This window comes from Pseudoalteromonas sp. CH_XMU1449-3, from assembly GCF_037027245.1.
GTDB lineage: Bacteria > Pseudomonadota > Gammaproteobacteria > Enterobacterales > Alteromonadaceae > Pseudoalteromonas > Pseudoalteromonas shioyasakiensis.
The window spans coordinates 1-25,850 of the sequence record NZ_JAYMDY010000028.1; the positions used below are offsets into that span (position 1 = coordinate 1).

Annotated in this window: 27 protein-coding genes and 1 rRNA gene; 21 read left to right on the forward strand and 7 right to left on the reverse strand. The window is 41.4% G+C overall.

Annotated features, from left to right (window positions below; all coding sequences use genetic code 11):
• Window positions 1-87: ribosomal RNA gene (rrf, locus tag WA256_RS21085) — 5S ribosomal RNA — on the forward strand; the annotation flags it as partial.
• Between the two features lie 968 nt (window positions 88-1,055).
• On the opposite strand, the gene WA256_RS19780 is transcribed toward rrf, so the two are convergent.
• The 3 genes from WA256_RS19780 to hslR form a co-directional block, all read right to left on the reverse strand.
• The gene (locus WA256_RS19780) at window positions 1,056-2,594 is read right to left on the reverse strand and encodes a phosphoenolpyruvate carboxykinase (protein WP_055199452.1); all 1,539 of its coding nucleotides are present in this window, start codon (window positions 2,592-2,594) and stop codon (window positions 1,056-1,058) included.
• A gap of 277 nt (window positions 2,595-2,871) precedes the next feature.
• The gene (gene hslO, locus WA256_RS19785; RefSeq protein WP_058584593.1) at window positions 2,872-3,717 is read right to left on the reverse strand and encodes an Hsp33 family molecular chaperone HslO; all 846 of its coding nucleotides are present in this window, start codon (window positions 3,715-3,717) and stop codon (window positions 2,872-2,874) included.
• A 12-nt stretch (window positions 3,718-3,729) separates the two neighbouring features.
• The gene (gene hslR / locus WA256_RS19790) at window positions 3,730-4,152 is read right to left on the reverse strand and encodes a ribosome-associated heat shock protein Hsp15 (RefSeq protein ID WP_370316790.1); all 423 of its coding nucleotides are present in this window, start codon (window positions 4,150-4,152) and stop codon (window positions 3,730-3,732) included.
• A gap of 206 nt (window positions 4,153-4,358) precedes the next feature.
• Between hslR and gspC the strand changes: the two genes are divergently transcribed.
• From gspC to WA256_RS19855, 13 genes are all read left to right on the forward strand, one after another.
• The gene (gene gspC, locus WA256_RS19795) at window positions 4,359-5,300 is read left to right on the forward strand and encodes a type II secretion system protein GspC (RefSeq protein ID WP_054564048.1); all 942 of its coding nucleotides are present in this window, start codon (window positions 4,359-4,361) and stop codon (window positions 5,298-5,300) included.
• 22 nt (window positions 5,301-5,322) lie between these two features.
• The gene (gene gspD, locus WA256_RS19800; protein ID WP_054564049.1) at window positions 5,323-7,386 is read left to right on the forward strand and encodes a type II secretion system secretin GspD; all 2,064 of its coding nucleotides are present in this window, start codon (window positions 5,323-5,325) and stop codon (window positions 7,384-7,386) included.
• On the forward strand, window positions 7,379-8,944 hold the full coding sequence (gspE, locus tag WA256_RS19805) for a type II secretion system ATPase GspE (RefSeq protein ID WP_054564050.1): 1,566 nt from the start codon (window positions 7,379-7,381) through the stop codon (window positions 8,942-8,944). The genes gspD and gspE overlap by 8 nt, the downstream gene beginning before the upstream one ends.
• Window positions 8,945-8,946: 2 nt before the next feature.
• Window positions 8,947-10,182: a type II secretion system inner membrane protein GspF gene (gene gspF, locus WA256_RS19810; protein ID WP_063528135.1), complete on the forward strand. Its 1,236-nt coding sequence runs from the start codon at window positions 8,947-8,949 to the stop codon at window positions 10,180-10,182.
• 78 nt (window positions 10,183-10,260) lie between these two features.
• On the forward strand, window positions 10,261-10,680 hold the full coding sequence (gspG, locus tag WA256_RS19815; protein WP_054554843.1) for a type II secretion system major pseudopilin GspG: 420 nt from the start codon (window positions 10,261-10,263) through the stop codon (window positions 10,678-10,680).
• A 55-nt stretch (window positions 10,681-10,735) separates the two neighbouring features.
• Window positions 10,736-11,335 (forward strand): prepilin-type N-terminal cleavage/methylation domain-containing protein, encoded by a 600-nt coding sequence (locus tag WA256_RS19820; RefSeq protein WP_054564053.1) that lies wholly within the window; start codon window positions 10,736-10,738, stop codon window positions 11,333-11,335.
• Window positions 11,335-11,709 (forward strand): type II secretion system minor pseudopilin GspI, encoded by a 375-nt coding sequence (gene gspI / locus WA256_RS19825; RefSeq protein WP_054564054.1) that lies wholly within the window; start codon window positions 11,335-11,337, stop codon window positions 11,707-11,709. Before WA256_RS19820 ends, gspI begins: the two co-directional genes overlap by 1 nt.
• Entirely contained in the window at window positions 11,709-12,356 is a 648-nt protein-coding gene (gene gspJ / locus WA256_RS19830) for a type II secretion system minor pseudopilin GspJ (protein WP_062564371.1), read from the forward strand. Before gspI ends, gspJ begins: the two co-directional genes overlap by 1 nt.
• 2 nt (window positions 12,357-12,358) lie before the next feature.
• Complete coding sequence (gspK, locus tag WA256_RS19835; RefSeq protein ID WP_063528134.1) at window positions 12,359-13,354, forward strand: type II secretion system minor pseudopilin GspK; 996 nt, start codon at window positions 12,359-12,361, stop codon at window positions 13,352-13,354.
• The gene (gene gspL / locus WA256_RS19840; RefSeq protein ID WP_055022237.1) at window positions 13,351-14,562 is read left to right on the forward strand and encodes a type II secretion system protein GspL; all 1,212 of its coding nucleotides are present in this window, start codon (window positions 13,351-13,353) and stop codon (window positions 14,560-14,562) included. Before gspK ends, gspL begins: the two co-directional genes overlap by 4 nt.
• Window positions 14,559-15,032, forward strand: a complete 474-nt coding sequence (gspM, locus tag WA256_RS19845; protein ID WP_062564369.1) for a type II secretion system protein GspM — start codon at window positions 14,559-14,561, stop codon at window positions 15,030-15,032. Before gspL ends, gspM begins: the two co-directional genes overlap by 4 nt.
• Window positions 15,033-15,035: 3 nt before the next feature.
• The gene (locus WA256_RS19850) at window positions 15,036-15,794 is read left to right on the forward strand and encodes a type II secretion system protein N (RefSeq protein WP_335993065.1); all 759 of its coding nucleotides are present in this window, start codon (window positions 15,036-15,038) and stop codon (window positions 15,792-15,794) included.
• Window positions 15,795-15,813: 19 nt separating this feature from the next.
• The gene (locus WA256_RS19855; RefSeq protein WP_054564060.1) at window positions 15,814-16,428 is read left to right on the forward strand and encodes a YecA/YgfB family protein; all 615 of its coding nucleotides are present in this window, start codon (window positions 15,814-15,816) and stop codon (window positions 16,426-16,428) included.
• Here WA256_RS19855 and WA256_RS19860 read toward each other — a convergent pair.
• Together WA256_RS19860 and WA256_RS19865 are read right to left on the reverse strand one after the other, a co-directional pair.
• Window positions 16,425-16,628 (reverse strand): hypothetical protein, encoded by a 204-nt coding sequence (locus tag WA256_RS19860; RefSeq protein ID WP_054564061.1) that lies wholly within the window; start codon window positions 16,626-16,628, stop codon window positions 16,425-16,427. The genes WA256_RS19855 and WA256_RS19860 overlap by 4 nt on opposite strands.
• Entirely contained in the window at window positions 16,628-16,987 is a 360-nt protein-coding gene (locus WA256_RS19865) for a hypothetical protein (protein WP_054564062.1), read from the reverse strand. Before WA256_RS19865 ends, WA256_RS19860 begins: the two co-directional genes overlap by 1 nt.
• Before the next feature lie 277 nt (window positions 16,988-17,264).
• Here WA256_RS19865 and ccoG point away from each other — a divergent pair, with 277 nt between their 5' ends.
• The 5 genes from ccoG to WA256_RS19890 all read left to right on the forward strand — a co-directional run bounded on the left by ccoG (window position 17,265) and on the right by WA256_RS19890 (window position 21,559).
• Window positions 17,265-18,695: a cytochrome c oxidase accessory protein CcoG gene (gene ccoG / locus WA256_RS19870; protein WP_054564063.1), complete on the forward strand. Its 1,431-nt coding sequence runs from the start codon at window positions 17,265-17,267 to the stop codon at window positions 18,693-18,695.
• Window positions 18,696-18,760: 65 nt separating this feature from the next.
• Window positions 18,761-19,735, forward strand: coding sequence for a serine/threonine protein kinase (locus WA256_RS19875; protein WP_054564064.1), 975 nt, complete (start codon window positions 18,761-18,763; stop codon window positions 19,733-19,735).
• Window positions 19,736-19,765: 30 nt separating this feature from the next.
• Complete coding sequence (locus tag WA256_RS19880) at window positions 19,766-20,389, forward strand: thiol:disulfide interchange protein DsbA/DsbL (RefSeq protein WP_054564065.1); 624 nt, start codon at window positions 19,766-19,768, stop codon at window positions 20,387-20,389.
• Window positions 20,390-20,406: 17 nt separating this feature from the next.
• Complete coding sequence (locus tag WA256_RS19885; protein WP_054554856.1) at window positions 20,407-21,045, forward strand: thiol:disulfide interchange protein DsbA/DsbL; 639 nt, start codon at window positions 20,407-20,409, stop codon at window positions 21,043-21,045.
• Between the two features lie 61 nt (window positions 21,046-21,106).
• Complete coding sequence (locus WA256_RS19890) at window positions 21,107-21,559, forward strand: DUF523 domain-containing protein (protein ID WP_335993071.1); 453 nt, start codon at window positions 21,107-21,109, stop codon at window positions 21,557-21,559.
• A 2-nt stretch (window positions 21,560-21,561) separates the two neighbouring features.
• On the opposite strand, the gene trmA is transcribed toward WA256_RS19890, so the two are convergent.
• Window positions 21,562-22,659: a tRNA (uridine(54)-C5)-methyltransferase TrmA gene (trmA, locus tag WA256_RS19895; RefSeq protein WP_175083512.1), complete on the reverse strand. Its 1,098-nt coding sequence runs from the start codon at window positions 22,657-22,659 to the stop codon at window positions 21,562-21,564.
• A 164-nt stretch (window positions 22,660-22,823) separates the two neighbouring features.
• Here trmA and WA256_RS19900 point away from each other — a divergent pair, with 164 nt between their 5' ends.
• Window positions 22,824-23,942 carry a DUF5610 domain-containing protein gene (locus WA256_RS19900; RefSeq protein ID WP_054554859.1) on the forward strand — a complete coding sequence of 373 codons (1,119 nt, stop codon included), beginning with the start codon at window positions 22,824-22,826 and terminating at the stop codon, window positions 23,940-23,942.
• Between the two features lie 65 nt (window positions 23,943-24,007).
• Window positions 24,008-24,802, forward strand: coding sequence for a glutamate racemase (gene murI, locus WA256_RS19905; protein ID WP_199529361.1), 795 nt, complete (start codon window positions 24,008-24,010; stop codon window positions 24,800-24,802).
• Here the strand turns inward: murI and WA256_RS19910 are convergent.
• On the reverse strand, window positions 24,765-25,244 hold the full coding sequence (locus WA256_RS19910) for an RNA recognition motif domain-containing protein (protein WP_054564068.1): 480 nt from the start codon (window positions 25,242-25,244) through the stop codon (window positions 24,765-24,767). The genes murI and WA256_RS19910 overlap by 38 nt on opposite strands.
• Window positions 25,245-25,850: the final 606 nt, after the last annotated feature.

A 25,850-nucleotide genomic window follows, 5' to 3' on the forward strand; every position in this document is an offset into this window, starting at 1 on the left:
CTGACCCCATGCCGAACTCAGTAGTGAAACGAAACAGCGCCGATGATAGTGTAGCAGCTGCTATGTGAAAGTAGGTCATCGCCAGGCTCCAAATAAGAGAAAGCCCGATTCGAAAGAGTCGGGCTTTTTTGCGTTTTAGCTATTCACATAACGTGCCCTATTCATTCTTGAGGTAGGTTGGGTAGAGCGGAGCGAAACCCAACACGAGTTAGCGAGTTGCAAGTTAGCAAGGGTAAAGTTGAACTGTGTGGTTGTTTAGTACAGAGTCATTCTAAGCTCACCCTGCTCATCCTCCAGGTAGGTTGGCTAGAGCGGAGCGAAACCCAACATGAGTTAGCGAGTTGTTAGTTAGCAAGGGTAAAGTTGAACTGTGTGGTTGTTTAGTACAGAGTCACCCTCAGCAACAAAACCCCGTAGGAGGCACTTCAGTGCCGAATCTAGACCATAACAAACACATTCATGGCTAAGGCCATTCCTACGTGATAAGAATCTCAGACGTCAGATATTAGATGTCAGTTGATCTACCGGGTTGTTAGGTAACTGAGTCACCCTCAGCAACAAACCCCTGTAGGAGGCACTTCAGTGCCGAATCTAGACCATAACAAACAAATTCATGGCTAAAGCCATCCCTACGTAATACGTATCTCAAACGTCAGATATTAGATGTCAGTTGAACTGCGGGGTTGTTTAGTTCAGAGACTCCCTCAGCAACAACCCCCGTAGGAGGCACTTCAGTGCCGAATCTAGACCAAAAAATATATTCATGGCTAAAGCCATTCCTACAAGTAAACTTTGCCTAGAGCCTATAGCCTAGAGCCTAATTGCATAGGAAGACGCAGCAACAATCACCCACACCGCGCGGCTGATCGCTGACGGCTGAAAGCTGATAGCCCTGTGATGTGTTGGGTTTCACTTCGCTCTACCCAACCTACGCCAGACCTTCAAACTTTCCCCTCGCTAACTTTACTCTCGCAACTCGTAACTCAAACTCATCCCCCAAAAACAAAAACGCCAGCATATAGCTGGCGTTTTTTAATCTGAGGGTAAGCTTGATATTAAGCTTTTGGACCTGCTGATTTGATTGCTTCTGAAACATCGTATTTAGCGAAGTTTTCAGTGAAGTCAGAAGCTAGCTTGTTTGCGTATTCTGCGTACTTCTCTTTATCTTCCCATGTGTTGATTGGGTTAAGAAGTTGGCTGTCTACACCTGGAACTGCAACTGGTACATCTAGGTTTAGAACGTCGATGTGTTGAGTTTCAACATCTGCCAGTTTACCTGATACGATTGCATCAACTACAGCACGTGTAGTCGGGATATCGAAGCGTTGACCAGTACCGTAAGGGCCACCTGTCCAACCTGTGTTAACTAGGTATACTTTAGCGCCGAATTCACGTACACGCTTCATTAGAAGCTCTGCATAAACGCCAGCAGGACGTGGGAAGAACGGAGCACCGAAACATGTTGAGAACGTAGACTCGATGTCGCTTGTTGAACCGATTTCAGTTGAACCTACTTTCGCAGTGTAACCGCTTAAGAAGTGGTATGCAGCAGCTTCTTCAGTTAGTACTGAAACTGGTGGTAATACACCACTTACGTCACATGTTAAGAACACAACGGCTTTTGGCTCGCCAGCACGGTTTTCTACTTTACGTTTTTCAACGTGCTCAAGCGGGTAAGCTGCGCGGCTATTTTGTGTCAGGCTTGTATCATGGAAATCTGGTACACGATTTTCGTCAAGTACCACGTTTTCTAAGATTGTACCGAAGCGAATTGCATTCCAAATAACTGGTTCGTTCTTTTGTGAAAGGTCGATACATTTAGCGTAACAACCACCTTCGATATTAAATACGCTACCAGGTGCCCAACCGTGCTCGTCATCACCAATAAGGAAACGAGTAGGATCTGCAGATAATGTTGTTTTACCTGTACCAGATAGACCGAAGAATAACGCAGTATCGCCTGCTTCACCTACGTTTGCAGAGCAGTGCATTGGTAATACACCTTTTGCAGGAAGTAGGAAGTTTTGTACAGAGAACATTGATTTCTTCATTTCGCCTGCGTAGCGCATACCAGCTAGTAGTACTTTACGTTGTGCGAAGTTAATGATTACAGTGCCGTCACTGTTAGTGCCATCACGCTCTGGGTCACATACAAATGAAGGTACATTCATTACCTGCCACTCAGGGAAGTCAGCAGTATTGTATGTTTGAGGTTCGATAAACATGTTTTTGGCAAAAATATGATGCCATGCAGTTTCTGTTGTAACTACAACTGGTAAATAGTGCTCAGGATCAGCGCCAACTTCTAGGTGAGAGATGAAGTGGTCGTTGCTTTTCACGTGTTCTTCTACACGGGCCCATAACGCATCAAACTTGTCTGCATCGAATGGGCGGTTTACGTTGCCCCATTGGATTTCGTTTTCAGTGCTTGGCTCTTGAACAATAAAACGATCTTTTGGAGAGCGGCCAGTGCGTACACCGGTTTTAGCAACAAAAGCACCATTAGCGGCTAGAGTCCCTTCGCCACGACGAATAGCGTGTTCGACAAGTTCAGCTGCTGTAAGATCAACAAAACTAGTAGCGTTTGCAGTCATGTTTATACCTAAATTGTGAGAGATTGAACGGGATAGCTCTGGGGTTCTTAGTTTTCCCTTTTGCTAAAATAATAGTAACAGAAGGATTAGGGATATTCGAGTGTCTGAAGGGCTTAAAAAGGCATATATTTGGCAAAAAACATGAATAATTTCAATGATACCGGTGTCATAAAATGGCGCTTTTTCATGACACCGGTATCATTAGTTTTGATATTTTTTTTAATAAAAAAGCCGCACTGATGGCGGCTTTTAATATAATAATATTTATTATGGTGTATTAATTAAATATGGCTTTAATATCTTGCTCGTTAAAGATGTAATCTTTTAAGCAATAATGACAGCTAATTTTTACTTCACCATTTGCTTGCACGTCGGCAAGTAATTCGTCTTGACCTACATTTACTAATGCAGCAATTGTTTTGTCTCTGCTACAGCCACAACGGAAGCTAATAGACTGTGGTTCGAATAACTGAGGATTATCTTCATGGTAAAGTCGAGTCAGAACAGTATTGGCATCTAAACCTAGCAACTCTTCATCTTTAATCGTGTTACTGATCGCTTCAAGATGAGTGAAGTCTTCAACTGACTTGTCTTTATTTACAGGTAATACTTGCAAGAATAAGCCAGCAGCTTTGGCTGTGTCTGCTGTTACTTCAGTCGCAAACCAAAGACGTGTTTTTAACTGTTCCGATTGCTCAAAATAGTTTTCAAGGCATTTATCTAAGCTATCGTGCTCTAACGGTACAATACCTTGGTATCGCTCACCTTTAGTTGGCGTAATTGTAATAACCATATAGCCATTACCAATTAAGTCTTTTATTGAGCTACCGGTTACTTCACCTTGTAGGCGTGCGATGCCTCGCATGTTTTGTTTATCGTCACCATTAATTACCGCATATTTAACAGGGCCGTCGCCTTGTAGTTGAACGGCAATTTCGCCTTCAAACTTTAAAGTAGCTGTTAATAAGCAGGTAGCAACAAGTAGTTCACCTAATAAGGTTTGCACAGGTGCTGGGTAATTATGGTTTGCGATCATCTCTTGATAAGTGTTTTCAATTTGTACGAGTTCGCCACGTACATCGAGCTGATCAAATATATAACGATGAAGTAAATCTTGTTGCATGAGTTGCATTACCTAACTTGATTTCATTTTTAACAGTTCACGTCTTTGCTTCTTATCTGGTTTACGATCAGGATGTGGAGCAAAGAAGCTGTTGTTCTTTCGGGCGATAGCATTTGCTTCGCGTTTCTCAATACTAGCTTGAGTTTCTTGATATAAGGTTTGTGCAATGGGGGCACCTTGACGTTTTTCAAGGATCTTTTCGATTGTCACAACCTTTTCGTCGACCCCTTGTAGCAGTTTTACCACTGCACCTACTTCGACAATTTTGCTGGGCTTGGTACGTTGTCCATTATAATGTACTTTGCCGCCTTGCACCATGTCTCGTGCTATTGAGCGGGTTTTATAAAAGCGGGCAGCCCATAACCATTTATCAAGGCGCACGCTTAATTCGTCTTGTTTGTCTTGCGACTTTTGAGTGTTACCTTTTGACACAATTGTGCTCTTTTAAAGCTGCTTATATATAGGCAAAATTTACCATGAAACTTAATCACAAAGAAATAGTCATAGTTATTCCTTGCAGCCCCTGTTTGTCGAAATTACCTTGTTTACAAAGTTTAATATACGTGCGCTTGTTGAATGAAAAATGAAAAGGTACTATAGGCCAGCTATCAAGCAGTAAATTAAAATAAGAAATAGAGTTTATGGATCAACACTTACAACAAGTTAAACAGTTTTTAAACGGCTTACCTCATGCCAAGCTAAGTGCATTTGTAGTGCTGTTAGTTGTTGTTTACATTGCTTTTTTGTCATCTAAGCTGTTTTGGCTTGTGTGGCCAGAACCCGATACAAGAGCACTGCCAGTAACCGGTGTTAACAGCATGGCTAAACGAGTTGAGACAGTCAGCTCTCGCCAAATTATTGAACAAAATCTATTCGGCAAAGTTGTTGTCGAAACTAAGAAACCTGCCGCGAAACAAAATCAAGTCATTAACAACGCCCCTGAAACACGTCTAAGTATTAACCTAACTGGTATTGTTGCGGTCAGCCAAAATGATCAAGCGGGTCTTGCTATTATTGAATCTCAAGGCAAGCAAGAAACCTATGTTGTCGATGATGCAATTAAAGGCACTCGTGCCAAGCTTGCTCAAGTATTACCTGACCGAGTAATTTTAGATGTAAGCGGCCGCTTTGAAACCTTAATGCTGGATGGCCTCGACTTTACTAAAAAAGTCTCTATGCCTGTATTGGCGGAGCGCAAAGAGTCAGAATTAACCGCAGGCCCTCAGCTTGTCGAAAATAATGAAATAAATGCGACTGAAGATGAAGATGTAAAAGAAGCGCTTATCGAAACGCGTGAAGAAGTATTAGACGATCCCGGTAAACTATTTGACTACATTCGCGTCTCTCAAGCGATGGTTGATGGTGAGTTAGTGGGTTATCGCTTAAGCCCAGGTAAAGATCCTGCTCTATTCAAGCAGATGGGACTAATGAATAATGATTTAGCTATTGCGATTAATGGCTATCAATTAAATGATTTGAAACAGGCAATGTCAGCAATAAACGAATTACGAAATAGTACTGACGCAAGTATCACTATCGAACGCGATGGTGAGCAAATTGATGTGCAATTTAGCCTGCAATAACTAGCTTTGGAGTTTTTATAGAATGGTTCACGCGCTACACCTCACAAAAATCAAAAAAGGGTTAGCTAAATATGCAGCGCTTTTTTTATTAACAGGATTATCGCTTTCAGTATCTGCTGTTGAGTATGCGGCTAATTTTAAAGGCACTGATATTAATGAATTTATTAATATCGTTGGTAAAAATCTAAATAAAACCGTCATTATTGACCCGAATGTGCGCGGCAAAGTCAATGTGCGCAGTTACGAGCTAATGGACGAGAAGCTTTATTACCAGTTCTTTTTAAATGTACTTGAGGTTTATGGTTATTCAGCTGTAGAGATGGATAACGGTATTATCAAAATTGAAAAAAGTTCTGACGCTAAAAAGTCGAACGTACCGCTGATCACTGAAGATAACCAAGCCAGTGGCGATATGATGGTGACACGTGTTGTACGTGTTAAAAATGTAAGCGTACAAGAGCTTGGCCCGCTAGTTCGTCAATTTAGTGATCAAAAAGATGGCGGCCACGTTGCTAACTTCAATGCAGCAAACGTGATGATGTTGACCGGTCATGCCGCGTCAGTTAACCGTTTAGTTGAAATCATTCGTTCGGTTGACCAAGCCGGTGATAAGCGCGTTGATATCGTAAAACTTAAATTTGCTACCGCTGACGATGTAGTGTCGGTTGTTGAGAATATTTACAAAGATGGTGGCAAAGGGAGTGTTCCTGAGTTTTTAATCCCTAAAGTTGTTGCTGATGGTCGTACTAACAGTGTGATTGTCAGTGGTGAAGCACAAGCGCGTACACGTGCTGTTGAATTGATTAGCCGTTTAGATGGTGAGCTAGAAAACCAAGGTAATACTAAGGTTATCTATCTTAATTACGCCAAAGCAGAAGACCTTGTAAAAGTATTGCAGGGCGTAAGCAAGACATTAGCAGAAGACGCGCAAGGCGGTGCAACAAAAACTCGCTCACGTAATCAAAACGAAACAAGCATTGAAGCACACCCAGATTCAAACTCACTCGTAATCACTGCACAGCCTGACACCATGCGTTCGCTTGAGCAAGTTATTGAACGTCTTGATGTTCGTCGTGCTCAGGTTTTAGTTGAAGCTATTATCGTTGAGGTGTTAGAAGCCGATGGTATCAACTTAGGCTTACAGTGGATTTCAGAGCAAGGCGGCATGATGCAGTTCAACAATGGCACCACAGTACCTGTTGGTTCGTTAGCTGTTGCTGCTGAACAAGCGCGTGATAAAACGATTGAAGGCACGGTAGTCGGTACTGAAACTGGCACTGTGACAAGTACCTCTGAAACACAAGAAGGTGACTTAACAGCACTTGCTTCACTACTTGGTGGTATTAATGGTCTAGCAATGGGTATTGTTAAAAATGACTGGGGTGCAATTATCCAAGCTGTTTCAACGGACACTAACTCTAATATTCTTGCTACGCCATCTGTAACGACCATGGATAACGAAGAAGCATCAATGATTGTTGGTCAAGAAGTACCTATTATCACAGGTTCGCAAACAGGCTCAAATAACGCTAACCCATTCCAAACAGTTGAACGTCAAGAAGTGGGTGTGAAACTGAAAGTAACACCACAAATCAATGATGGCTCAGCAGTTCAATTAACGATTGAACAAGAGGTTTCAAGTGTAAGTGGTGCGACTGCGGTTGATATTTCAGTAAACAAACGTGCTATTAAAACTACGGTTATGGCTGATGATGGCGGCATGGTTGTACTTGGCGGCTTGATTGATGAAGACGTGCAAGAAAGTGTTTCTAAAGTACCATTATTAGGTGATATTCCGGTACTTGGTCATTTATTCCGCTCAACCAGCACGAGTAAGCGCAAGCGTAACCTGATTGTATTTATTCGTCCTACCATTGTTCGCGATGGCATCAGCATGAATAAATTGAGCCACTCGAAATATAACTTTATTCGTGGCGAACAACACAAACAAAAAGAAGATGGTATTGATTTAATGCCGTTGACGGATGCACCAATTCTTCCTGAATGGAATGATGCTTTGATATTACCGCCAACGTACGAAGAGTACCTAAAACAACAAAACGCGAATGAGCGCAACGATGACTAATGCAATTACAGAAATCAATGATGAGTTAGCGTCAGAAGCGCCGGCAAGTCATGATGAGCTGCTAACAAGTGATGATCTTGTTAGCTTGCCAACCAAGCGTTTGCCATTCTCGTACGCGCGTCGTACAGGCGTATTATTGAGTAAAGATCAGGATAACTGGACTGTGTATTATCGCGGTGAGTTAGATGTTGATGCTTTACTTGAAGTACGCCGTATTGCGGGTCATGGTTTTTCGCTAGAACAATTACCTGATGACAAATTTGAGCTGTTGCTTGAAGCTTCTTATCAGCGTGATAGTTCTGAAACACAGCAAATGATGGAAGATATCGGTAACGAGGTTGATTTATTCTCGCTTGCAGATGAATTACCGCAAACTGAAGATCTTCTTGCTGGTGATGACGATGCACCAATCATCAAACTGATCAACGCAATGCTCAGCGAAGCAATCAAAGAAGGTGCTTCAGATATTCATATCGAAACCTTTGAGCAAGAGCTGGTAATTCGCTTTAGGGTTGATGGCGTATTAAAAGAAGTGTTAAAGCCGAACCGTAAACTCGCTTCACTGCTGGTGTCGCGTATTAAGGTTATGGCAAAGCTAGATATTGCTGAAAAACGTATTCCGCAAGATGGTCGTATTAGTTTACGTATTGCTGGTCGTGCTGTTGATGTGCGTGTATCGACAATGCCATCAAGCTTTGGTGAGCGTGTTGTATTGCGTCTACTTGATAAAAACAACGCGCGTCTGAACCTTGAAGATTTAGGTATGACTGAGCGTAACCGTGAATTGTTTGCTGATTTAATCAGTAAGCCGCACGGTATTATCTTAGTAACTGGCCCTACGGGTTCTGGTAAAAGTACCACCTTGTATGCGGGGATGAGCCAAATAAACTCACGGGACCGCAATATTCTTACCGTTGAAGATCCTATCGAGTACGAGATCCCAGGTATTGGTCAAACTCAGGTTAATACCAAGGTAGATATGACCTTTGCTCGAGGCTTACGTGCCATCCTTCGTCAAGACCCTGACGTCGTAATGGTGGGTGAAATCCGTGACCTTGAAACAGCGCAAATTGGTGTGCAAGCGTCATTAACCGGTCACTTGGTTATGTCAACACTGCATACTAATACAGCTGCTGGTGCTATCACGCGTATGGAAGACATGGGCGTGGAGCCTTTCTTACTGTCATCATCGTTACTCGGTGTATTGTCACAACGTCTTGTACGTACTTTATGTAATAGTTGTAAAGAAGGTCACATTGCTGATGAGCGCGAGTGCCAGTTATTAGGTGTTAATCCTGCTGAGCCGCCAACAATTTATCGTGCAGTTGGTTGTGAAGAGTGTAACTTTAATGGTTATCGCGGTCGTACTGGTATTCATGAATTGCTGGTTGTTGATGAAACAATTCGCGAAATGATCCACAGCGGTAAAGGCGAACAAAGTGTTGAAAAATACATTCGCAAACATAGCCCAAGTATTCGCCAAGATGGCTGTAATCGCGTACTTGCAGGTCGCACTACCTTAGAAGAAGTCCTGCGTGTAACACGTGAGGAAGGTTAATTATGGCAGCATTTGAATACCGTGCCCTCGATGGCAGAGGTAAAGAGAAAAAAGGCATTCTTGAAGCTGATACGGTAAAGCAAATCCGCCAAACCTTGCGCGATCAAGGTTTAATGCCTTTAGAAGTCGTTGCTGCTGCAGAAGGTGAAAAGCAAGCGACTGGGGCAAAGGGCTCTCTATTTGGTAGCTTCTTTAAACCAAAAATTTCGACTTCAGATTTAGCATTAATCACTCGCCAGCTCGCAACTTTAATCCAGTCAGCATTACCTGTTGAAGGGGCTGTCATGGCGGTGGCTGAGCAGTGTGAAAAGCCGCGTTTAAAGCGCATGCTAATGGCCGTGCGCTCAAAGGTTGTTGAAGGCTATACCTTAGCAGATGGCATGAGTGAGTTTCCGCATGTATTTGATGATTTGTATCGCGCCATGGTGGCAGCAGGTGAAAAATCGGGTCACCTAGACCAAGTTTTAAATCGTTTAGCAGATTACACGGAACAACGTCAGCATATGCGTAGTCAAATCACACAGGCGATGGTTTATCCAACCATACTTGTGGTATTTGCTATTGCGATTGTCTCTGTATTGTTAGGTACTGTGGTACCAAAAATCCTGAAGACCTTCGAAAAATCAAAACAAGTATTACCCTGGACCACCGAATGGGTAATGGCTGCGAGTAATTTTGTACAAAATTACTGGTTTATAAGTTTAGTCATTATAACCGTGTTAGCAGTGGCTATTAAGCAAGCGCTTAAGCAGCCGCATATTCGTTACTGGTATGACGAAAAAGTGCTTCATTTACCGGGTATTGGTAAGGTAGCACGCGGTGTTAATACGGCGCGTTTTGCTCGAACTTTAAGTATTTTATCGTCAAGCTCAGTGCCGCTACTTGAAGGGATGCGTATTTCAGGTGGTGTACTGGTTAACGAAAAAATGAAAAAGTCAGTGCAAGATGCTGCAACACGTGTGAGTGAAGGGGCGAGTCTTCGTGCTTCACTTCAGCAAACCAAACTTTTCCCACCTATGATGCTACACATGATAGCCAGTGGTGAAAAATCAGGTGAACTTGAGCAAATGCTTGAGCGTGCTGCAAATAACCAAGATCGTGAGTTTGAGAGCATGGTAAACGTGTCTCTGAAACTATTAGAGCCCGCGATGATTGCTTCAATGGCGGTAATTGTATTGTTTATTGTTATGGCAATACTACAGCCGATTATGGCAATGAATAAGGCTGTAGGTCTTTAAATTAGGGAACACTAGAGCAATTAGCAGCTAACACTGCCGCTCTATAATAAATTTTTGAAGAAAGTTAGAGGTATTTTTGTGAACAAACAGTCAGGTTTCTCATTACTAGAAGTCATGGTAGTACTGGTTATCATCGGTATGATCATGTCAATTGTGGCGCCAAATATCATGGGTCAGCAAGAAGAAGCTGCAATCGATAAAGCACACTTAGATATTCAACAAATTGAAGATGCGTTAAGCTTATACAAGCTTAAAAACAAAGCGTATCCAACCACAGAGCAAGGCTTAGAAGCGCTAGTAAATAAAACAAGCATTGAGCCAATTCCAAAGCGTTTTCCTGATGGCGGTTTCCTTGAGAAATTACCAGAAGATCCATGGGGTAACCCTTACCAACTAATCAGCCCAGGAGAAATCGGTAAAATTGATATCTTTTCAATGGGTCCTGATGGTGAAGCAGGTACTGATGATGACATCGGTAACTGGGATGAAGAAAAGTAATAATGCCTAAATTCAGCCAACTGAACAAAGCTTATACACATCAAGGCTTACTATTATGGTAAGCCTTGGTCGTTTGCGTTTGGCTGGCCGTGCTAAGCACGCGAAAGGGTTTAGCCTCATCGAAATATTAATGGTGCTCGTGGTGATTGGTTTTGTCACCAAAATGGTTGCCTACAGTTTTGATGGTGGTGCTGAAGAAGAACTCGAAAAACAAGCGCTCAGATTACATACTACGATTAATATGGCGTCTGAGTTTGCGATTTTAAATCAGGTTGAGCTGGGTTTTCATCTTGACCAAGATACATTTGAATTTTTAGTTTTTGACGGTGATAAGTGGGTTACGTTTGACCGTGAAAAACTGTTTGCCCCGATTAAGGTTGATGAGCGCTTTAAGCTCACTCTTAACCTTGATGATTTAGCCTGGGCACAAGATAACTTATTAGAGCAGTCAAACTGGCGTGAATTAATGAGCGGTGGTGACGAAGACAGCCTACTTGAGCTACAAAAGCTCAAAATACCGCAGGTACTTATTTTATCTTCTGGCGAAGTCAGTGCGTTTCAATTGGTTTACGAGCTTAAAGAAGAGCGTGAACCGCAATATTTTATCGAAGGCGAATTTATGGCCCCGGTAAAGTTTCGTATGGAGCCTGAATAATGAATAAGTCAGCAGGTTTTACCTTACTTGAAGTGATGGTTGCACTGGCTATTTGTGCAATGGCCGGTATTGCCGCAATGCAGGCAACTGGTGAGCATATTAATCATCTTTCGTCGATTGAAGAACAAACTTATGCTTCTTGGGTTGCTGAGAATGTAATGGTTGAGCAACGCGCCAAAGGCGATAAATGGACAGGCAAAAATGGCGTTAAAGGTACTGAAACGCTCGCTGGTTTTGAATGGTATTGGCGTCAGGACGTGGTTCCTACTGCTGATAAAACCTTTGTAAAGGTCACCATTAACGTGTTTGCCGATGAAAAGCTTGAATACCCAGTTTATGAGCTTTCTACTTATTTGAATAAAGGTGATAAGTAGTGAAGCAACGCGGTTTTACCTTACTTGAAGTGATTGTCGCCATGGGCATCTTAGCCTTTGTGGTGTTATCGACCCATCAAATACTGGATTCGACAACCAAAGCAAAAGAAGCCTCAGACGAGACAATTGCTGAGTTAAATGGCTTTCAAACCTTATTTCGTTTGATGGACCAAGATTTTAGTCAAATGACTAAGCGTCAGGTTCGAAACGAAGCCGGTGATTTTCAAGAAACGTATGTGTTAGCTGGTCGTTATGTTCTTGATAGCCAATACGATGGCATTGGCTTTGTTCGTGATGGTTGGGTCAACCCAATTAATCTACTGCCGCGCTCTGAACTGCAAGCGGTTGGTTACCGCGTTATCGATGACAAGCTTGAGCGAGTGTATCGGGTGTATGTTGATCAACTAGATAACATGGAACCGCGTTCACAAGTCATTTTAGAAGACATTGAAGACCTTAAATTTGAATTTTTAGATGATAAAGACGAATGGCAAGAACAGTGGCAAATTAAAGCACTGCCAAAAGCGGTGGCAGTCACTATTCAAAAAATAGAACAGGAACCCATTCGTCGAGTGTTTTTAGTGCCAGGTGAAGGTAAAGTCACTGCCCAAGCAAATAATGGTAATAATAACGGAACGGGTGGTTAGCTATGACTACTATTAAACGTTCTAAAGGTGCTGCGCTTGTTATTGTGCTATTTATTGTGGCGCTAGCAGCTATGTTAGCCGTTGAGATGAGTGCTAATTTAATGGTGCAAGTGCAGCGCAGCAGCAATATTCAAAACCATCAACAGGCTAAATGGTATGCCTTTGCAGCTGAAGAGCTGGCAATTAAAGCACTAAAACAAACTAAAAAAGATGATCCTGATAAAACGCATTTAGAGCAAGTCTGGGCACAGCAGGGTGGAGTCCCTTACCCGGTTGATAATGGTACCTTAAGTGGCACAATTACAGACTTACAAGCATGTTTGAATTTAAATGCATTGCATGTAAAGCCAGATCAACAAACGGATCCAAATAATAAAACGAACCCAGCACACAAGGCATTGTTGGCATTATTAGAAAATATTGAAGACTTACCAACCGATGAGTCTGAAGAAGCCATGGCCGATAGCGTGTTTGATTGGTTAGACGCTGATAGTATTACCTATCGCTCAGGTGCAGAAGAAGATGAGTACTTATCTCGACAATACCCATATATGACGGCAAATAGCTATTTTGCTTCGACGTCAGAACTTCGTTTAGTAAAAGGCTTTAACCCACTCGTTATGGAGAAACTTTTACCATTTGTGTGTGTTATTCCAGGTAGTGAGTTATTACAAATAAACGTTAATACACTACCTGTAGAAAGTGCCATTATATTAAGCTCGCTTATTGATGGCTTAAGTCTTTCAGGCGCTGAAGCGGTATTATCATCACGTCCTCAAGATGGTTATGATGATTTAGAAGCATTTTTTGAAGAGGTTAATCAACAAGGCGCACAAAATGTGAAAGCCGTTGAAGACCTATTCAGTATCAACAGTGAATATTTTAAACTACAAACGCAGGCTGAATTTGCAGAACTGCGTTTTTCGATGACCACCTTACTCCATGCCACTAATGGTACAGTAACGATACTGGCGCGAAAATTTGGAGGCGTACAGTGACAGAGATATTGTTGATCCGTACGGGTCAAACATTAAAAGACAGCCTTAACTGGCTAATTTACTCACCAACAGAACAAGAAATAATTGCTAGCGGCGAAATTGCCAATGCAACACAACTTGGTGAGCTAACAGAGAGAGCACAATCACGGGAAGTGGTTGTACTACTACCAAGTGATCAAGTACAACTAAAAACGGTCGCATTGCCAACCAAGTGGAGCCGCAAGTTAGAGCAAGCACTTCCTTACATGCTAGAAGAAGAAATAGCCTGTGATGTTGATGACTTATTCATAGCGATTGCAGAGCCAACACTTATTGATGAGAAGCACGCGATTAACATCGCGATGACCGATCGTGAATGGTTTGAGCAATGGCTGGCTGAGTTTAATGAGCATGGCATCGAAGTATATAAAATACTGCCGGATGCTTTATTGTTACCTGATGTCGATGACAACACTCAGTTACGCGCTATTGAGCTTAATGGGCAGTGGCTATGTAAGCAGGGTAACTGGCATATTGCCGCTGTAGAGACAAGTTGGCTTGCTGGCTATTTAACAGCATTAGGTAACCCTGATGTTGCACACTTTAGCCCTGCTACGGCTTTTCCTGATACGGTTAACCTTAGTGCTCAAACGCAGCAATACGATTTACCTTTAGCCTTATTTGCTAAGCAGTTACCTGAGGTGAAATTCAACCTTCGCCAAGGTGTTTATCAGCTTAAGAAGAAATCAGCAATTTGGTGGGGCTATTGGCAAAAAGCAGCTATTGCAGCAGGTGTTGCATTAGTTTGCAGTGTTGGTGTTAAGTCGCTTGAGCTTTATAAGTTAAATAACCAGCTTGAAGCCGCAAAAGCTGAAGTGGTTGCTAATTATCAGCGTGCTTTTCCAAATAAAAAAGTGCGTCCTCAGCTTATTCGTAGCCAAATTCGCAGCGAACTTGCATTGATAGAAAGTGGCAGTACAGCTGGCTTCTTAGATTTGACTAACGATCTGGTTGCGATTTTTAGTGAAGTAAAAGATTTCACACCAGAAACGCTTCGCTATGATCAAGGTCGTAACGAATTACGTATTCGTGCGCGCGGCAAAGATTTCCAGTCATTTAGTAAAGTAAAAGCAATTTTAGAGCAGCGTGGCTTAACCGTAGATCAAGGCTCGCTAAATAATGATGGTGATTTTGTCGTTGGTGAAATTAAGTTACGAGGTGCGGCATGAAAAACCAAATAATCAATTATTGGCGCTCGTTAAAAGAACAAGAGCAGCAACTTGTAATGGTTGCAGGTGGTGTGTTTGTTATTTTTGTGTTGGTTATGGGGGTCTTTCGTCCACTTAACGCTGCTATCGAAAAAGCAGAGCAAGACACAATAAAACAGCAAGAGCTGCTAGCGTGGGTTGATGAAAGTATTATTAAACTTAAAGCGAGTGGTAACGCGCGTAATACGAGCAGCCGTAGCTTAAGCCAAATCGTTAATAGCACCCGCAATCGTTATCAAATTATCATTAGCAAAATGCAGCCAAATGACAATTCACTTCGTTTAACAATTGACTCTGTTGAGTTTAATAACCTTGTTGAATGGTTAGATGAACTGGTTAATTCACATGGCGTGCTAATTGAGAATTTAGATTTAAGTAAAGATGACAAATCAGGCTTTGTGCGTGTAAGTCGTTTGGTACTAGAGAAGTAAACGATGAAAAGAGTTATTTTATTAATCACAGTGTTTGTGATGTGTTTTTTGGTGTTTACGCTGGTAAAAACACCCGCTGCCGTTGCACTTGATTTAGCCAAGCCACATTTACCAAAGCAATTACAATTAGGTAAAGCCAGTGGCTCGCTATGGGACGGCCGCATTATGCAGGTACGTTTTGATGGTGAGCAATTAAATAATGTGCGTTGGCAGTTATCGGGCTGGTCACTGTTCACAGGTAAATTAGTGGGTACGGTACGCTTTGGTGATCCTCGTGATAAAGCGGGTATTTCAGGGCATGGTGATTTTACATATGGCCTCTTTAACCAAGCCATCACTGTGAAAAAGACTACTTTACGCTTAACAGTTGAACGTGCCATGGAGCGTTTACAACTCCCTTTACCGATTAGTGCACAAGGCCGCGTAATAGTTGATTTAGACGAGTACAGTTCAGGTCAGCCTTACTGTGAAAGTCTAAGCGGTGAAATTGCGAGCCCTAACATTGATGTTAAAGGAATGAACAACTGGTTTAGCATTGGTCCTCTGAGCGGCCGTTTAAGCTGTAAATCCGGTGATGTAGCAGTGCTTGTTGACCCAGAAAACCGTTTAGGGCTTGAAGCTGATGCAGTATTAAAAGCGAATCTAGACTTTAAAGTAGCTGGTTATATTAAACCTGAAGCAAGCTTACCAAAAGAAGTGCATGATGCAGCTAAGTTTCTTGGTCGTCCTGATAACGAAGGCCGTTATCCGCTAAACTTTTAAATTGGATTAATCGAACAGTATGCAATTACCTGAGTTTTCAAAGCAGCAAAGTGAGCTTTTAAGTCAGTTTTTAGCGCAGCATCAAGATGCGCTTAGCTTGTCGCAAACCCAAGGCTACTTATTTGCGGTGATCTGTGCTCCTGAGCCGCTTGATGTTCATCAGTGGTTAGAAGAGGTTGCACCTGGCTCTGATGGGAAAATGGACGAGCAAGTGCTGTTTGCATTTATGGCTTTATATCAACAGATCAGCGAACAAGTATTCGAAACGGGTTTTGCATTACCTGTGAGCCTACAGCTGAGCTCTCAAGGGCAGCAATACTTAGACATTCAAGAATGTCAGCATTGGAGCCAAGGTTTTATGCATGGTGCGCAAGGTTACGTTAACAAGCTATTAAGCGCGCCACAGTTAGCTGATGAGCTTAAAGAGGCGTTGGCTAGTGCACTACAAAGCTTAGGCTTTTTTACCCTTGAAACGAGTGAGATTGCAGCCCTTGCAACTGATAATGGTTTATCTGAAGGGCAACTATGCCAGCAGCAGTATGAAGTTATGAATGAATTCGCCGCTGGCTTTGCTGAGCTAATTGAAGTCGTTGCTGTAAATAGCCAGCTATATAATGATGAGGGCTGGAACTAACCCAGCTCTAATAGGATGTCTGTGCAACCTTTGGCACAGCTTACAACGCCTTTACCAGGCTGATCAGTCTTCAAATTTAAGGTAAGGGCGCCTTTACATACTTCACAGTATAAGGTTTGCCCCTTACCCAGCTTTTTTAACATATTGCGCTGTTTTGCAAACGAGTCGCTGGTTTTTTTGTTTAAAGCAGAAAAATCCATTACTTGTTTAGCCTTTCTTCAAGTGCGTTCGAGACAATACTACATACTCGATTTAAGCGCTCGCCATAAAAATATAAGTTAATATCTTTTTCACGGCAGTAGTGTAAGTGAAAAACTTGTAGTTTATCGTCAGTGGTAAATGTCTCTTCAATATACTCAAGCTCTGAATTAGATAAATTCAGCTGTGATTTAATATTATTCTTAGCCATATTTGCCGCAGGACTTCGGTTGACTTTACTGGCATCAGAAATAAGGCTTACGCCTTCACCTAGTAACCTTTCTCTTGGCTCTTTGATCAAAGGATGATCAATCGTGAAAAGTGCTAAAATAATAAGCACTAAAATAAGAAATTTTTTCATAGCACAATAATCTTTGATCTAAATAAATACGGTATAGGTGCAAGTTTAATAAAATGGTCGTTTTAAAAGCAAGCAGATAAGTTTAAATAATTAAAACGTCGTATTTTCGATCAATCCCTGAAATTTTCTATAGATTGAGTATAATGCTCTATAGATTTAAAGTTTCAGAAATCTTTGAACGTAATGAGATGTATTCTGATTTGCTTATTGGCACAGAGAATCTCTTACTGCAAACATATGTTTGAGTATTATTTCCTAGTGGCGTTGAGGAATTTTAATGGATAAACAGATTAAGGTTAAAAATATCCCAACGGAAGTAAAAATCCAGAAACCGGAAAACGCTTCCCTCGATGATAGATTTAATCCACGTAACCGTATTTATGTTCGAGCTGTAACAGGTTTGCACCAACTGTTAAGACAACGGATTGGTTTTGTCGGCATGCTTGCATTTATGCTACTACCTTGGATTAACTTCCATGGCCAACAAGCTGTGTTGTTTGATTTGGTGGGGCAAAAGTTTAACATTTTTGGTTTAACGCTCTGGCCACAAGATCTGACTATCTTAGCCTTCATATTAATGTTGGCAGCGTTTGCGTTGTTCTTAGTAACGACCTTTTATGGTCGGGTCTGGTGTGGTTATACATGCCCGCAAACCGTTTGGACCTTCATTTTTATTTGGTTTGAAGAAAAATTCGAAGGTAGTGCAAATCAGCGTAAGAAGCTAGATCAACGCCCGATGGACTTTGATAAGTTTTGGCGTAAAAGTGCTAAACACGGCAGCTGGTGGTTATTCTCGCTTTATACCGCATTTACTTTTGTAGGTTACTTTACGCCAATCCGTCAGCTACTGCCTGATCTGTTTACCCTTGATGCAACCGCGTATTCGTATATTTGTCTAGCCGTATTTGCTGTGTGTACCTATGGTAATGCCGGTTGGATGCGCGAGATTATGTGCTTACACATTTGCCCTTATTCTCGCTTTCAGTCAGCTATGTTCGATAAAGATACCTTTACCGTGAGCTATGACGAAGCACGTGGCGAAAGCCGTGGTCCTCGTTCACGTAAGCAAGATCCAAAAGAGCTCGGCTTAGGTGATTGTATTGACTGTAACTTATGTGTACAGGTGTGCCCAACGGGGATCGATATTCGAAACGGCTTACAATATGAGTGCATTAACTGTGGTGCATGTATCGATGCGTGTGATGGAGTAATGGATAAAATGAATTACCCACGCGGGCTAATTTCCTACACCACAGAGCGTAACTTAGAAACGCCAGACAACAAAACACATGCACTGCGCCCTAAGTTAATTGGCTATTTAGTTATCTTAGTCGTGCTATCAGGGGCGCTAGTAGCAAATATTGCGATGCGCAAACCGATGGAGCTGGATATCATTCGTGACCGTAATCAGCTATATCGTGTTGACTTTAATGGTTTAGTCGAAAACACCTATACACTAAAAGTAATTAACAAAGCACAGCATGAGCAAACCTTTAACATTCGTGTTGAAGGACTCGATAACTTTGAGTATATCGGCAAACAAACATTCACAGTACCTTCTGGTGAATCTTATAATGTGCCACTGTCATTAGTTGTTGATCCTTATGATTTGAAAAAGCCCATGACGAAGTTTGAGTTCGTACTTTCTGTCGATGGTGAGCCAGATGTGCAGATTTCGCAGCCGAGTAACTTCTTTAAGGCGCGATAATTAAGTACACTGAGCGAATGAATAAAAAGCGGGATTTTCCCGCTTTTTTTATATGATGAGGCATTATGAGTAAATTTAGTTTTGTAGACCTTACACCCGATTCAATTCTAGATGCAGTTGAAAGTATAGGTGTTTATGCTGAATCAGGTCTGCTGGCCTTAAATAGCTACGAGAACCGTGTTTATCAATTTAAAGCAGAAGATGGCCATCGTTATGTTGTTAAGTTTTACCGACCAGAGCGTTGGAGTAAGGCGCAAATCTTAGAAGAGCATGCGTTTGCATTTGAGCTTGCCGAGGCTGAAGTGCCGGTTGTTGCGCCTGTAATTATCGAAGGGCAAAGCTTATTTGAGCATAATGGTTATTTGTTTACGTTATTCCCAAGTGTGGGCGGGCGCATTTTTGAAGTTGATAATTTAGATCAACTCGATGTACTTGGCCGCTTAATTGGGCGAATGCACCAAGTAGCTAAGGCAAAGCCATTTGAACATAGGCCTGTAATCAGCTGCGAAGAATACCTTCAGACAGCTAAAGTTCAGTTACAAGCAAGTAACTTGGTGCCAATGGCATTAGAGAACGCCTTTTATACTATTTTAGATTTGGTGATTAAAGAAACCACAGAGCAGTATAAAAATGTTGAAACCATCCGCCTGCACGGCGATTGCCATGCCGGTAATATATTGTGGTCTGGTGACGCGTTAATGTTTGTTGATTTAGATGACAGCCGACAAGGGCCTGCAATTCAAGATCTTTGGATGATGCTCAGTGGCGATCGTAACAACCAACTGTTACAGTTAGACACCTTAGTGGCTGCTTATGAAGAATTTTGCGACTTTGATCACAGCCAATTAAAGTTGATTGAACCACTTAGAGCAATGCGAATGGTGCATTACATGGGGTGGTTGGCAAAAAGGTGGGATGATCCTGCGTTCCCACGGAACTTTTCATGGTTTGCTGAAGACAAATACTGGGAGCAGCAAATACTAGCGCTAAAAGAACAGCTTGCAGCGCTACAGGAAGCACCATTAAAATTATTACCATAAATTTTTAAAGTTAAGAAAGACGAGAGAACAATGTTTAAAAAATTAAAGTTAAGTCTACTCATTTTATGTTTACCATTTGCTGCCCTTGCAGCTGATTTTGAAGCAGGCAATCAATACGAAGTATTAAAAGTTGAGAAAAGTGCAACACCTCAAGTAACCGAGTTCTTTTCGTTTTATTGTCCACACTGTTTTCAGTTTGAACCGGTCGCAAAAGCATTAACGGCAAGTCTTCCTGAAGGGACTGAATTTGTAAAAAGCCATGTTAACTTTTTAGGTGGTGTATCTAAGCAAACGCAAAGTAACTTAAGCTATGCTTACTTAATTGCTAAGCAACATGGCAAAGGTGAGCAAGTTGCTGATCAAATCTTTAATAGCATCCACAGACAGCGCGCTTTACTAAAAGATATAAAAGACGTGAAAGCATTACTTGCGACCAATGGTATTAGCAACGATGTGTTTGATGCTGAAATTGCAAGTATGCCAGTGATTAGTGCTGAAAAAGCGATGCAAGATAAGCAGCAAAAATATTCAGATATGGGCGCCCTAACTGGTGTACCAACTTTTATCGTCAATGATAAATATAAAATTAATTTAAACACCATCAAGAGCCAGCAGATGCTTGATGAGTTAGTCGAATTTTTATTAAAACAATAATTTTGGAGTAAGAAGTAATGATCAAGTTAGTAAAAGCTGTATTAATGGCTGCCACGCTAGGTTTAGCGGCAAATGCCTCAGCTGCTCAATATGAAGAAGGTAAGCATTATGAAACGATTGATGCACGCGCTTCTAAAAAGCCTGAAGTAAAAGAGTTCTTCTCATTCTACTGCCCACACTGTAATAACTTCGAGCCAGTAGTGAAAGAGCTTAAAACACTTCTTAAAGATGGCGTTAAATTCAAAAAGAGTCATGTTGATTTTTCAGGTCCTCGTGACCCAGAAATTCAGACTATCTTAGCGCAAGGTTATGCGACGGCTAATGTGTTGCCACAGAAAGACGCGCTAGTAGCCGCTGTGTTTAATCATATTCACGGTAAGCGTGCTCGTATTAACGAACTAGCTGATATGAAAGACATCTTTGTTTCACAAGGTGTATCGGCTGAAGATTTTGATAAGTACTACAATAGCTTCTCTGTACGTACTATGGCATCTAAGATGAAACGCGACCAAGAATATTACCAACAAAAAGGTGCTTTAAAAGGCGTTCCAACTTTTATTGTTAATGGTAAATACCGTGTAATCCTAGGTGCGGATTCAGGTATAAGCGATGCGAAGAGCATGGCAGACTTAATTAACTACCTAGCTGATAAATAAGCTTAGTTAGTTGAATTTAATAGAAAGCTCCGTTCGCGGAGCTTTTTTGTTGGTAAAGCAAATGCAAAAACTATTAGTTTCAAGCTGTTTGTTAGGAAATCCTGTTCGTTATGACGGGCAATCGCAAAATTTACTCCATCCTGGTTTAGAAGCCCTTAAACAGCAAGGAAGGCTCGTTGCATTCTGCCCTGAAGTAGCTGGGGGCTTACCTACACCAAGGCCGCCTGCCGAGATCAAAGCGGGTAGAGTACTTACCAAAGATGCGCAAGATGTCACAACACAGTTTGCTTATGGCGCAGAACAAGCTCTTAAGCTTTGCAAAAAGCAGGGCATTCGCCATGCGCTGTTAAAAGAATCAAGCCCGTCATGTGGTCGCAATACTATTTACGATGGTAGTCATTCAGGAAAGAAAATTTCAGGGATGGGGTTAACTGCAAAGCTGTTAACCGACAATAATATAGCAGTATATAGCGAGCAGCAGTTGCCAGCGCTATTTGCTGCGCTGGCAGATTGATTTTATTTACGTTGTAAAAATACACCTGATTCGATGTGGTGGGTGTAAGGGAATTGGTCAAAAATCGCAAAACGTTTTACTTCATGGGTTTTGCATAAGTGATCAAGGTCACGCTCTAAGGTATCTGGGTTACACGAGATATAAATAATATTGTCGTAGTTCGCAACTAGGTCACAAGTTAGTGTGTCCATGCCAGCACGTGGTGGATCTACTAAGATTGTTTGGCAGTTATAGCTTTTCAGGTCTATGCCATCTAAACGAGAGAAAGTACGTTCGCCTTTCATTGCTTGAGTGAACTCTTCACTCGACATACGAATGATATCTAAGTTCTCAACCTTGTTTTGTGCGATATTGTATTGCGCAGAGTAAACTGATGATTTTGAAATCTCAGTGGCTAATACGCGGTCGAATGAACCGGCAAGAGCAATCGAAAAGTTACCATTCCCGCAATATAACTCCAGTAAGTCATTACTGAGGGGTTGGCAAAGGGCTTGTGCCCACTCTAGCATCTTGATGTTTACTTTCGCATTCGGTTGCGTAAAGCTATTTTCGACTTGTTGATAAATAAGCTCTTTACCGTTTACGTTTAAACGCTCGATAACATAGTCATTACCAATCACTTCTTTTTGCTTACGAGCACGGCCAATAAAATCAATCTTAAACTGTGTGCTCAGTTTTGCTTTAAGCTCTTTAATTGCTTGTAGCCACTGCTCATCTAGTTGTTTGTGATACAACAAGCTAACAAGGATCTCGCCACTTAAGCTTGAAAGGTAATCGATTTGGAACAGCTTACGGCGCAGAACTTCATTGTCTTTTAAGTTTTCGATCATCGCTTGCATCACTTCACCCACTAAAGGTGCTGCAGGGTCAAACTCATCAACACGGATTTTTTCTTTAGTTTGTTGATCAAACATGATGTGAAACAGGTCTTCACCTTCATGCCAAACACGAAACTCTGCACGTTGGCGGTAATGAATAGGATCAGAGCCGAACACTTCTAATTTTTCGACCCCAAAACGTCGAAACTGTGAGGTGATGCGCTGCTCTTTCTCACTCAATTGTGCATCGTATTGAGTTGTATCAATTTTTATAACCGCCATGGCTGATTACCTTTTATCTCTTAGCTTTATAACGGCGCTATTGTAGGGAGCGCTGAGGATTTGTCTAGTTTTGTTATTTATTTTAGTGTCGTTTTTTTATACAAAAAACTTAAGTTTTGTGGTTTTTGGCCGATAATGAGTTAACCATAACATGGAGTCGGATCATGAAAATTGGCAACCTAGGCTATATGCCTAATACAAATGTGAATAAATACAATGGTAAACAGGCACTGCAGCAGCCTACCATTCAAAATCGTCAAGATAGTTATCAGCAACGCGGCAGAGAGCTCGCGGCAAAAGTTCTTGATGATAAACTTGCTGAGGCACTAGGTTTACCTAAAGCCGAAGAGAAAAAAGATAAACCCTTGTTCGACTTTGAAGAGATCGTGAAAAACGTACTCGACTTTGTTGGCGGCGCACTTCGTAAAGCAAAAGCCGATGGTGCTGATGATGAAAAACTCAAAGGCATGCTAGGTGATGCACGTAAAGGTGTGCAAATGGGCATCGACGATGCGTATGATGAGCTTAAAGAGTCAGGTATTCTTAACGATGACATCGAAGAGGGTATCGAAAAGTCTAAAGAAGGTATCTTTAAAGGTATTGATGAATTAGAAGAAGACTTGTTCAATCCTAAGCCTAATGCGGTTTCAGTAAGCCAAGCTCAATACATCAGTTTAAGTAATAACGCAGAGTACACTTTCACCACCGCTGAAGGTGATGAAGTCAGTATTAGCTTTGCTGATGCATACGAAAGTAAGTCTGCAAGCAGTTATAGCAAAAATGGCGACAACGAAGCCTTTGTCAGTGAGTCTTCGCAATCACGTGATTTATCATTCTCGATGTCGGTCAATGGTGATTTAAATGAGCAAGAGCAGCAAGCTATCAATGAATTAATGGAAGACTTGCAGAGTGTTAGCGAAACATTCTTCTCTGGTTCATTAGAAGATGCCTTTGAACAAGCTAAAGAGCTTAACTTAGGTAACGAGCAACTCGTTGGCTTTACGATGGATCTGAAACAAACCAAAACAGTAGCAGCGATTAAAGGCTATGAAGAATATAAACCAGCCCCTGAAAAAGAAGTTGCTGAGAAAATAGCGCCATTTAATGACGACTTGAAACAGGCGTTTAATAAAGCGGGTGACATTGGTTTGCAAAATGAACTGGCTGGCATCTTACAATGGTTAAACCAAGATAAAGAAGAAGTCAGTAAGCTGGTGGATTATACCAAAGCAATGTTTGAGCAAATGAATAAGCTTCGCTCGGCAACAGAAGAAGAGGCTTAGTCCTTCTTTCTTTTTATCAAGCTGCATGGCAAACTGCTGACCTTTGATGATCCGAGGTAAGCAGTTTGTCAGTTCATATAATGGTGTTTGATTCTGGTATAGGTGGAACAACCGTACTTGAACAGATCCAAGCATTGATCCCAGATGCTGATTATAGTTATTTTATGGACAATGCTTTATTGCCTTATGGCGCGCAAAGTCAGCAAACGATCATAGCCCGCCTTTTTGCGCTACTACAGTTTATCGAAACAGCAAACTTACACGTTGATATCCTAGTTATTGCGTGTAATACCGCCTCTACCTCTGCCTTAGAAACTATTCGCCAGCACACAAATATAGAAGTTGTCGGGGTAGTACCTGCGATAAAACCCGCTTGCGCTATAAGTAACAGCAAACATATTGGTTTACTGGCAACACCATCAACCATCAAGAGTCGCTATACTGCAAACTTAATTAGTACTCATAGCCAAGACACACAAGTCAGCTTATATGGCTCAACTGAGCTGGTAGAAATTGCAGAAACACTATTTCATACGCAGAAAATCAATAAAGCAAAGCTTGAGAATGTATTGAGTGATTTAGCGATAGCAGAAGATATAGATGTATTGGTACTTGGCTGTACACACTTTCCATTACTAGCCAGCGCGATTAGTGACTACTATAAACAACAGATCTTCCTTATTGACTCAGGCAAAGCGATTGCTAAGCGCGTTGAAAGTTTAATTGCTTTACGAGGCTTTACTCTAACTACAGATAAAAAAAAGCCGCTGCACTATTATGCAACGGCTCCTATTGGTCATTCGCAATTAAGCGTTGAGCTTATTACGCTGACTGATCAGATCCCTCACGAAAGCTGTTAGCTTCGTTCTCTTGTTTTTGTTTTGCTTCACGCACTTTTAAAGTACGTTGTTGGAATTCGCTATCATTTAATTGATTGATTGCTTTATCTGCATCAGCTTCAGCCATTTCAACAAAACCAAAGCCACGACGTTTACCTGTATTTTTATCTTTTAATAAACGTACATTGAAAACTTTGCCTTGTTCTTCGAATAAAGCACGAACAACACCTTCATTAGCACGATAAGGTAGGTTGCCAACATAAAGTGTTTTTGTTTTTACTTCGGCCTCCTCACTTGACGCTGATGAAAGTGCTGCAATAACTAAAGCACCAATTAATAAGCCTGCACCAAATAGCAATGCTGGGTCTAAAGCTAAGCTTGCAAGTGCGAACTTAACAACCACAAAACCTAAAACAGCAAGAATAACGGAGAAAAGAAAAGATTTTTGATCGGGTAATTTCATTTTGATCTACCAATAAACAAGAAATAAACATTAATTTAACATTGTGAACTTGCTATCTTAACGAGTTAAATGAACATAGCAATGAAATTTGCATTAAATTATGAATATTGGCTTAAAAAACAGCCATAATAGCGACCGTTTTTGCCGTTTTCGGTAAATTTAGTTCGCTTTTTGAGCGAACAGTAAAAAGATCGAAAAAAAGTGTTGATCTGTTTTTGGATCTCCCTATAATGCGACCCCACTGACACGGCGGGCAGCAACGAAAGACGCTGAACAACGTAGCAGAGAGTTAAGTGAAACTTCGGTTTCAAATAATCGAAAGAAAGTTTGAAATTAAGTGTTGACTCGAAAAATTAAGGATGTATTATACGCATCCCTAGCGACAACGTCGCAACGTTCTTTAACAATATAAAGCAATCATCTGTGTGGGCACTCGTACAGATTGAGTTCTAACAGCGAAGCTTGGTTTACTAAGTAACGCAAACAAATTTAGAGTCTCAAATGTAACTGAGTGACTATATAGTCAATTCGTTTTGATTTTACTTTTTTAAAAAGTAGAAACAAACAATCAGAATTCATTGAGCATGGTTTGAAGTTTACTTCAAA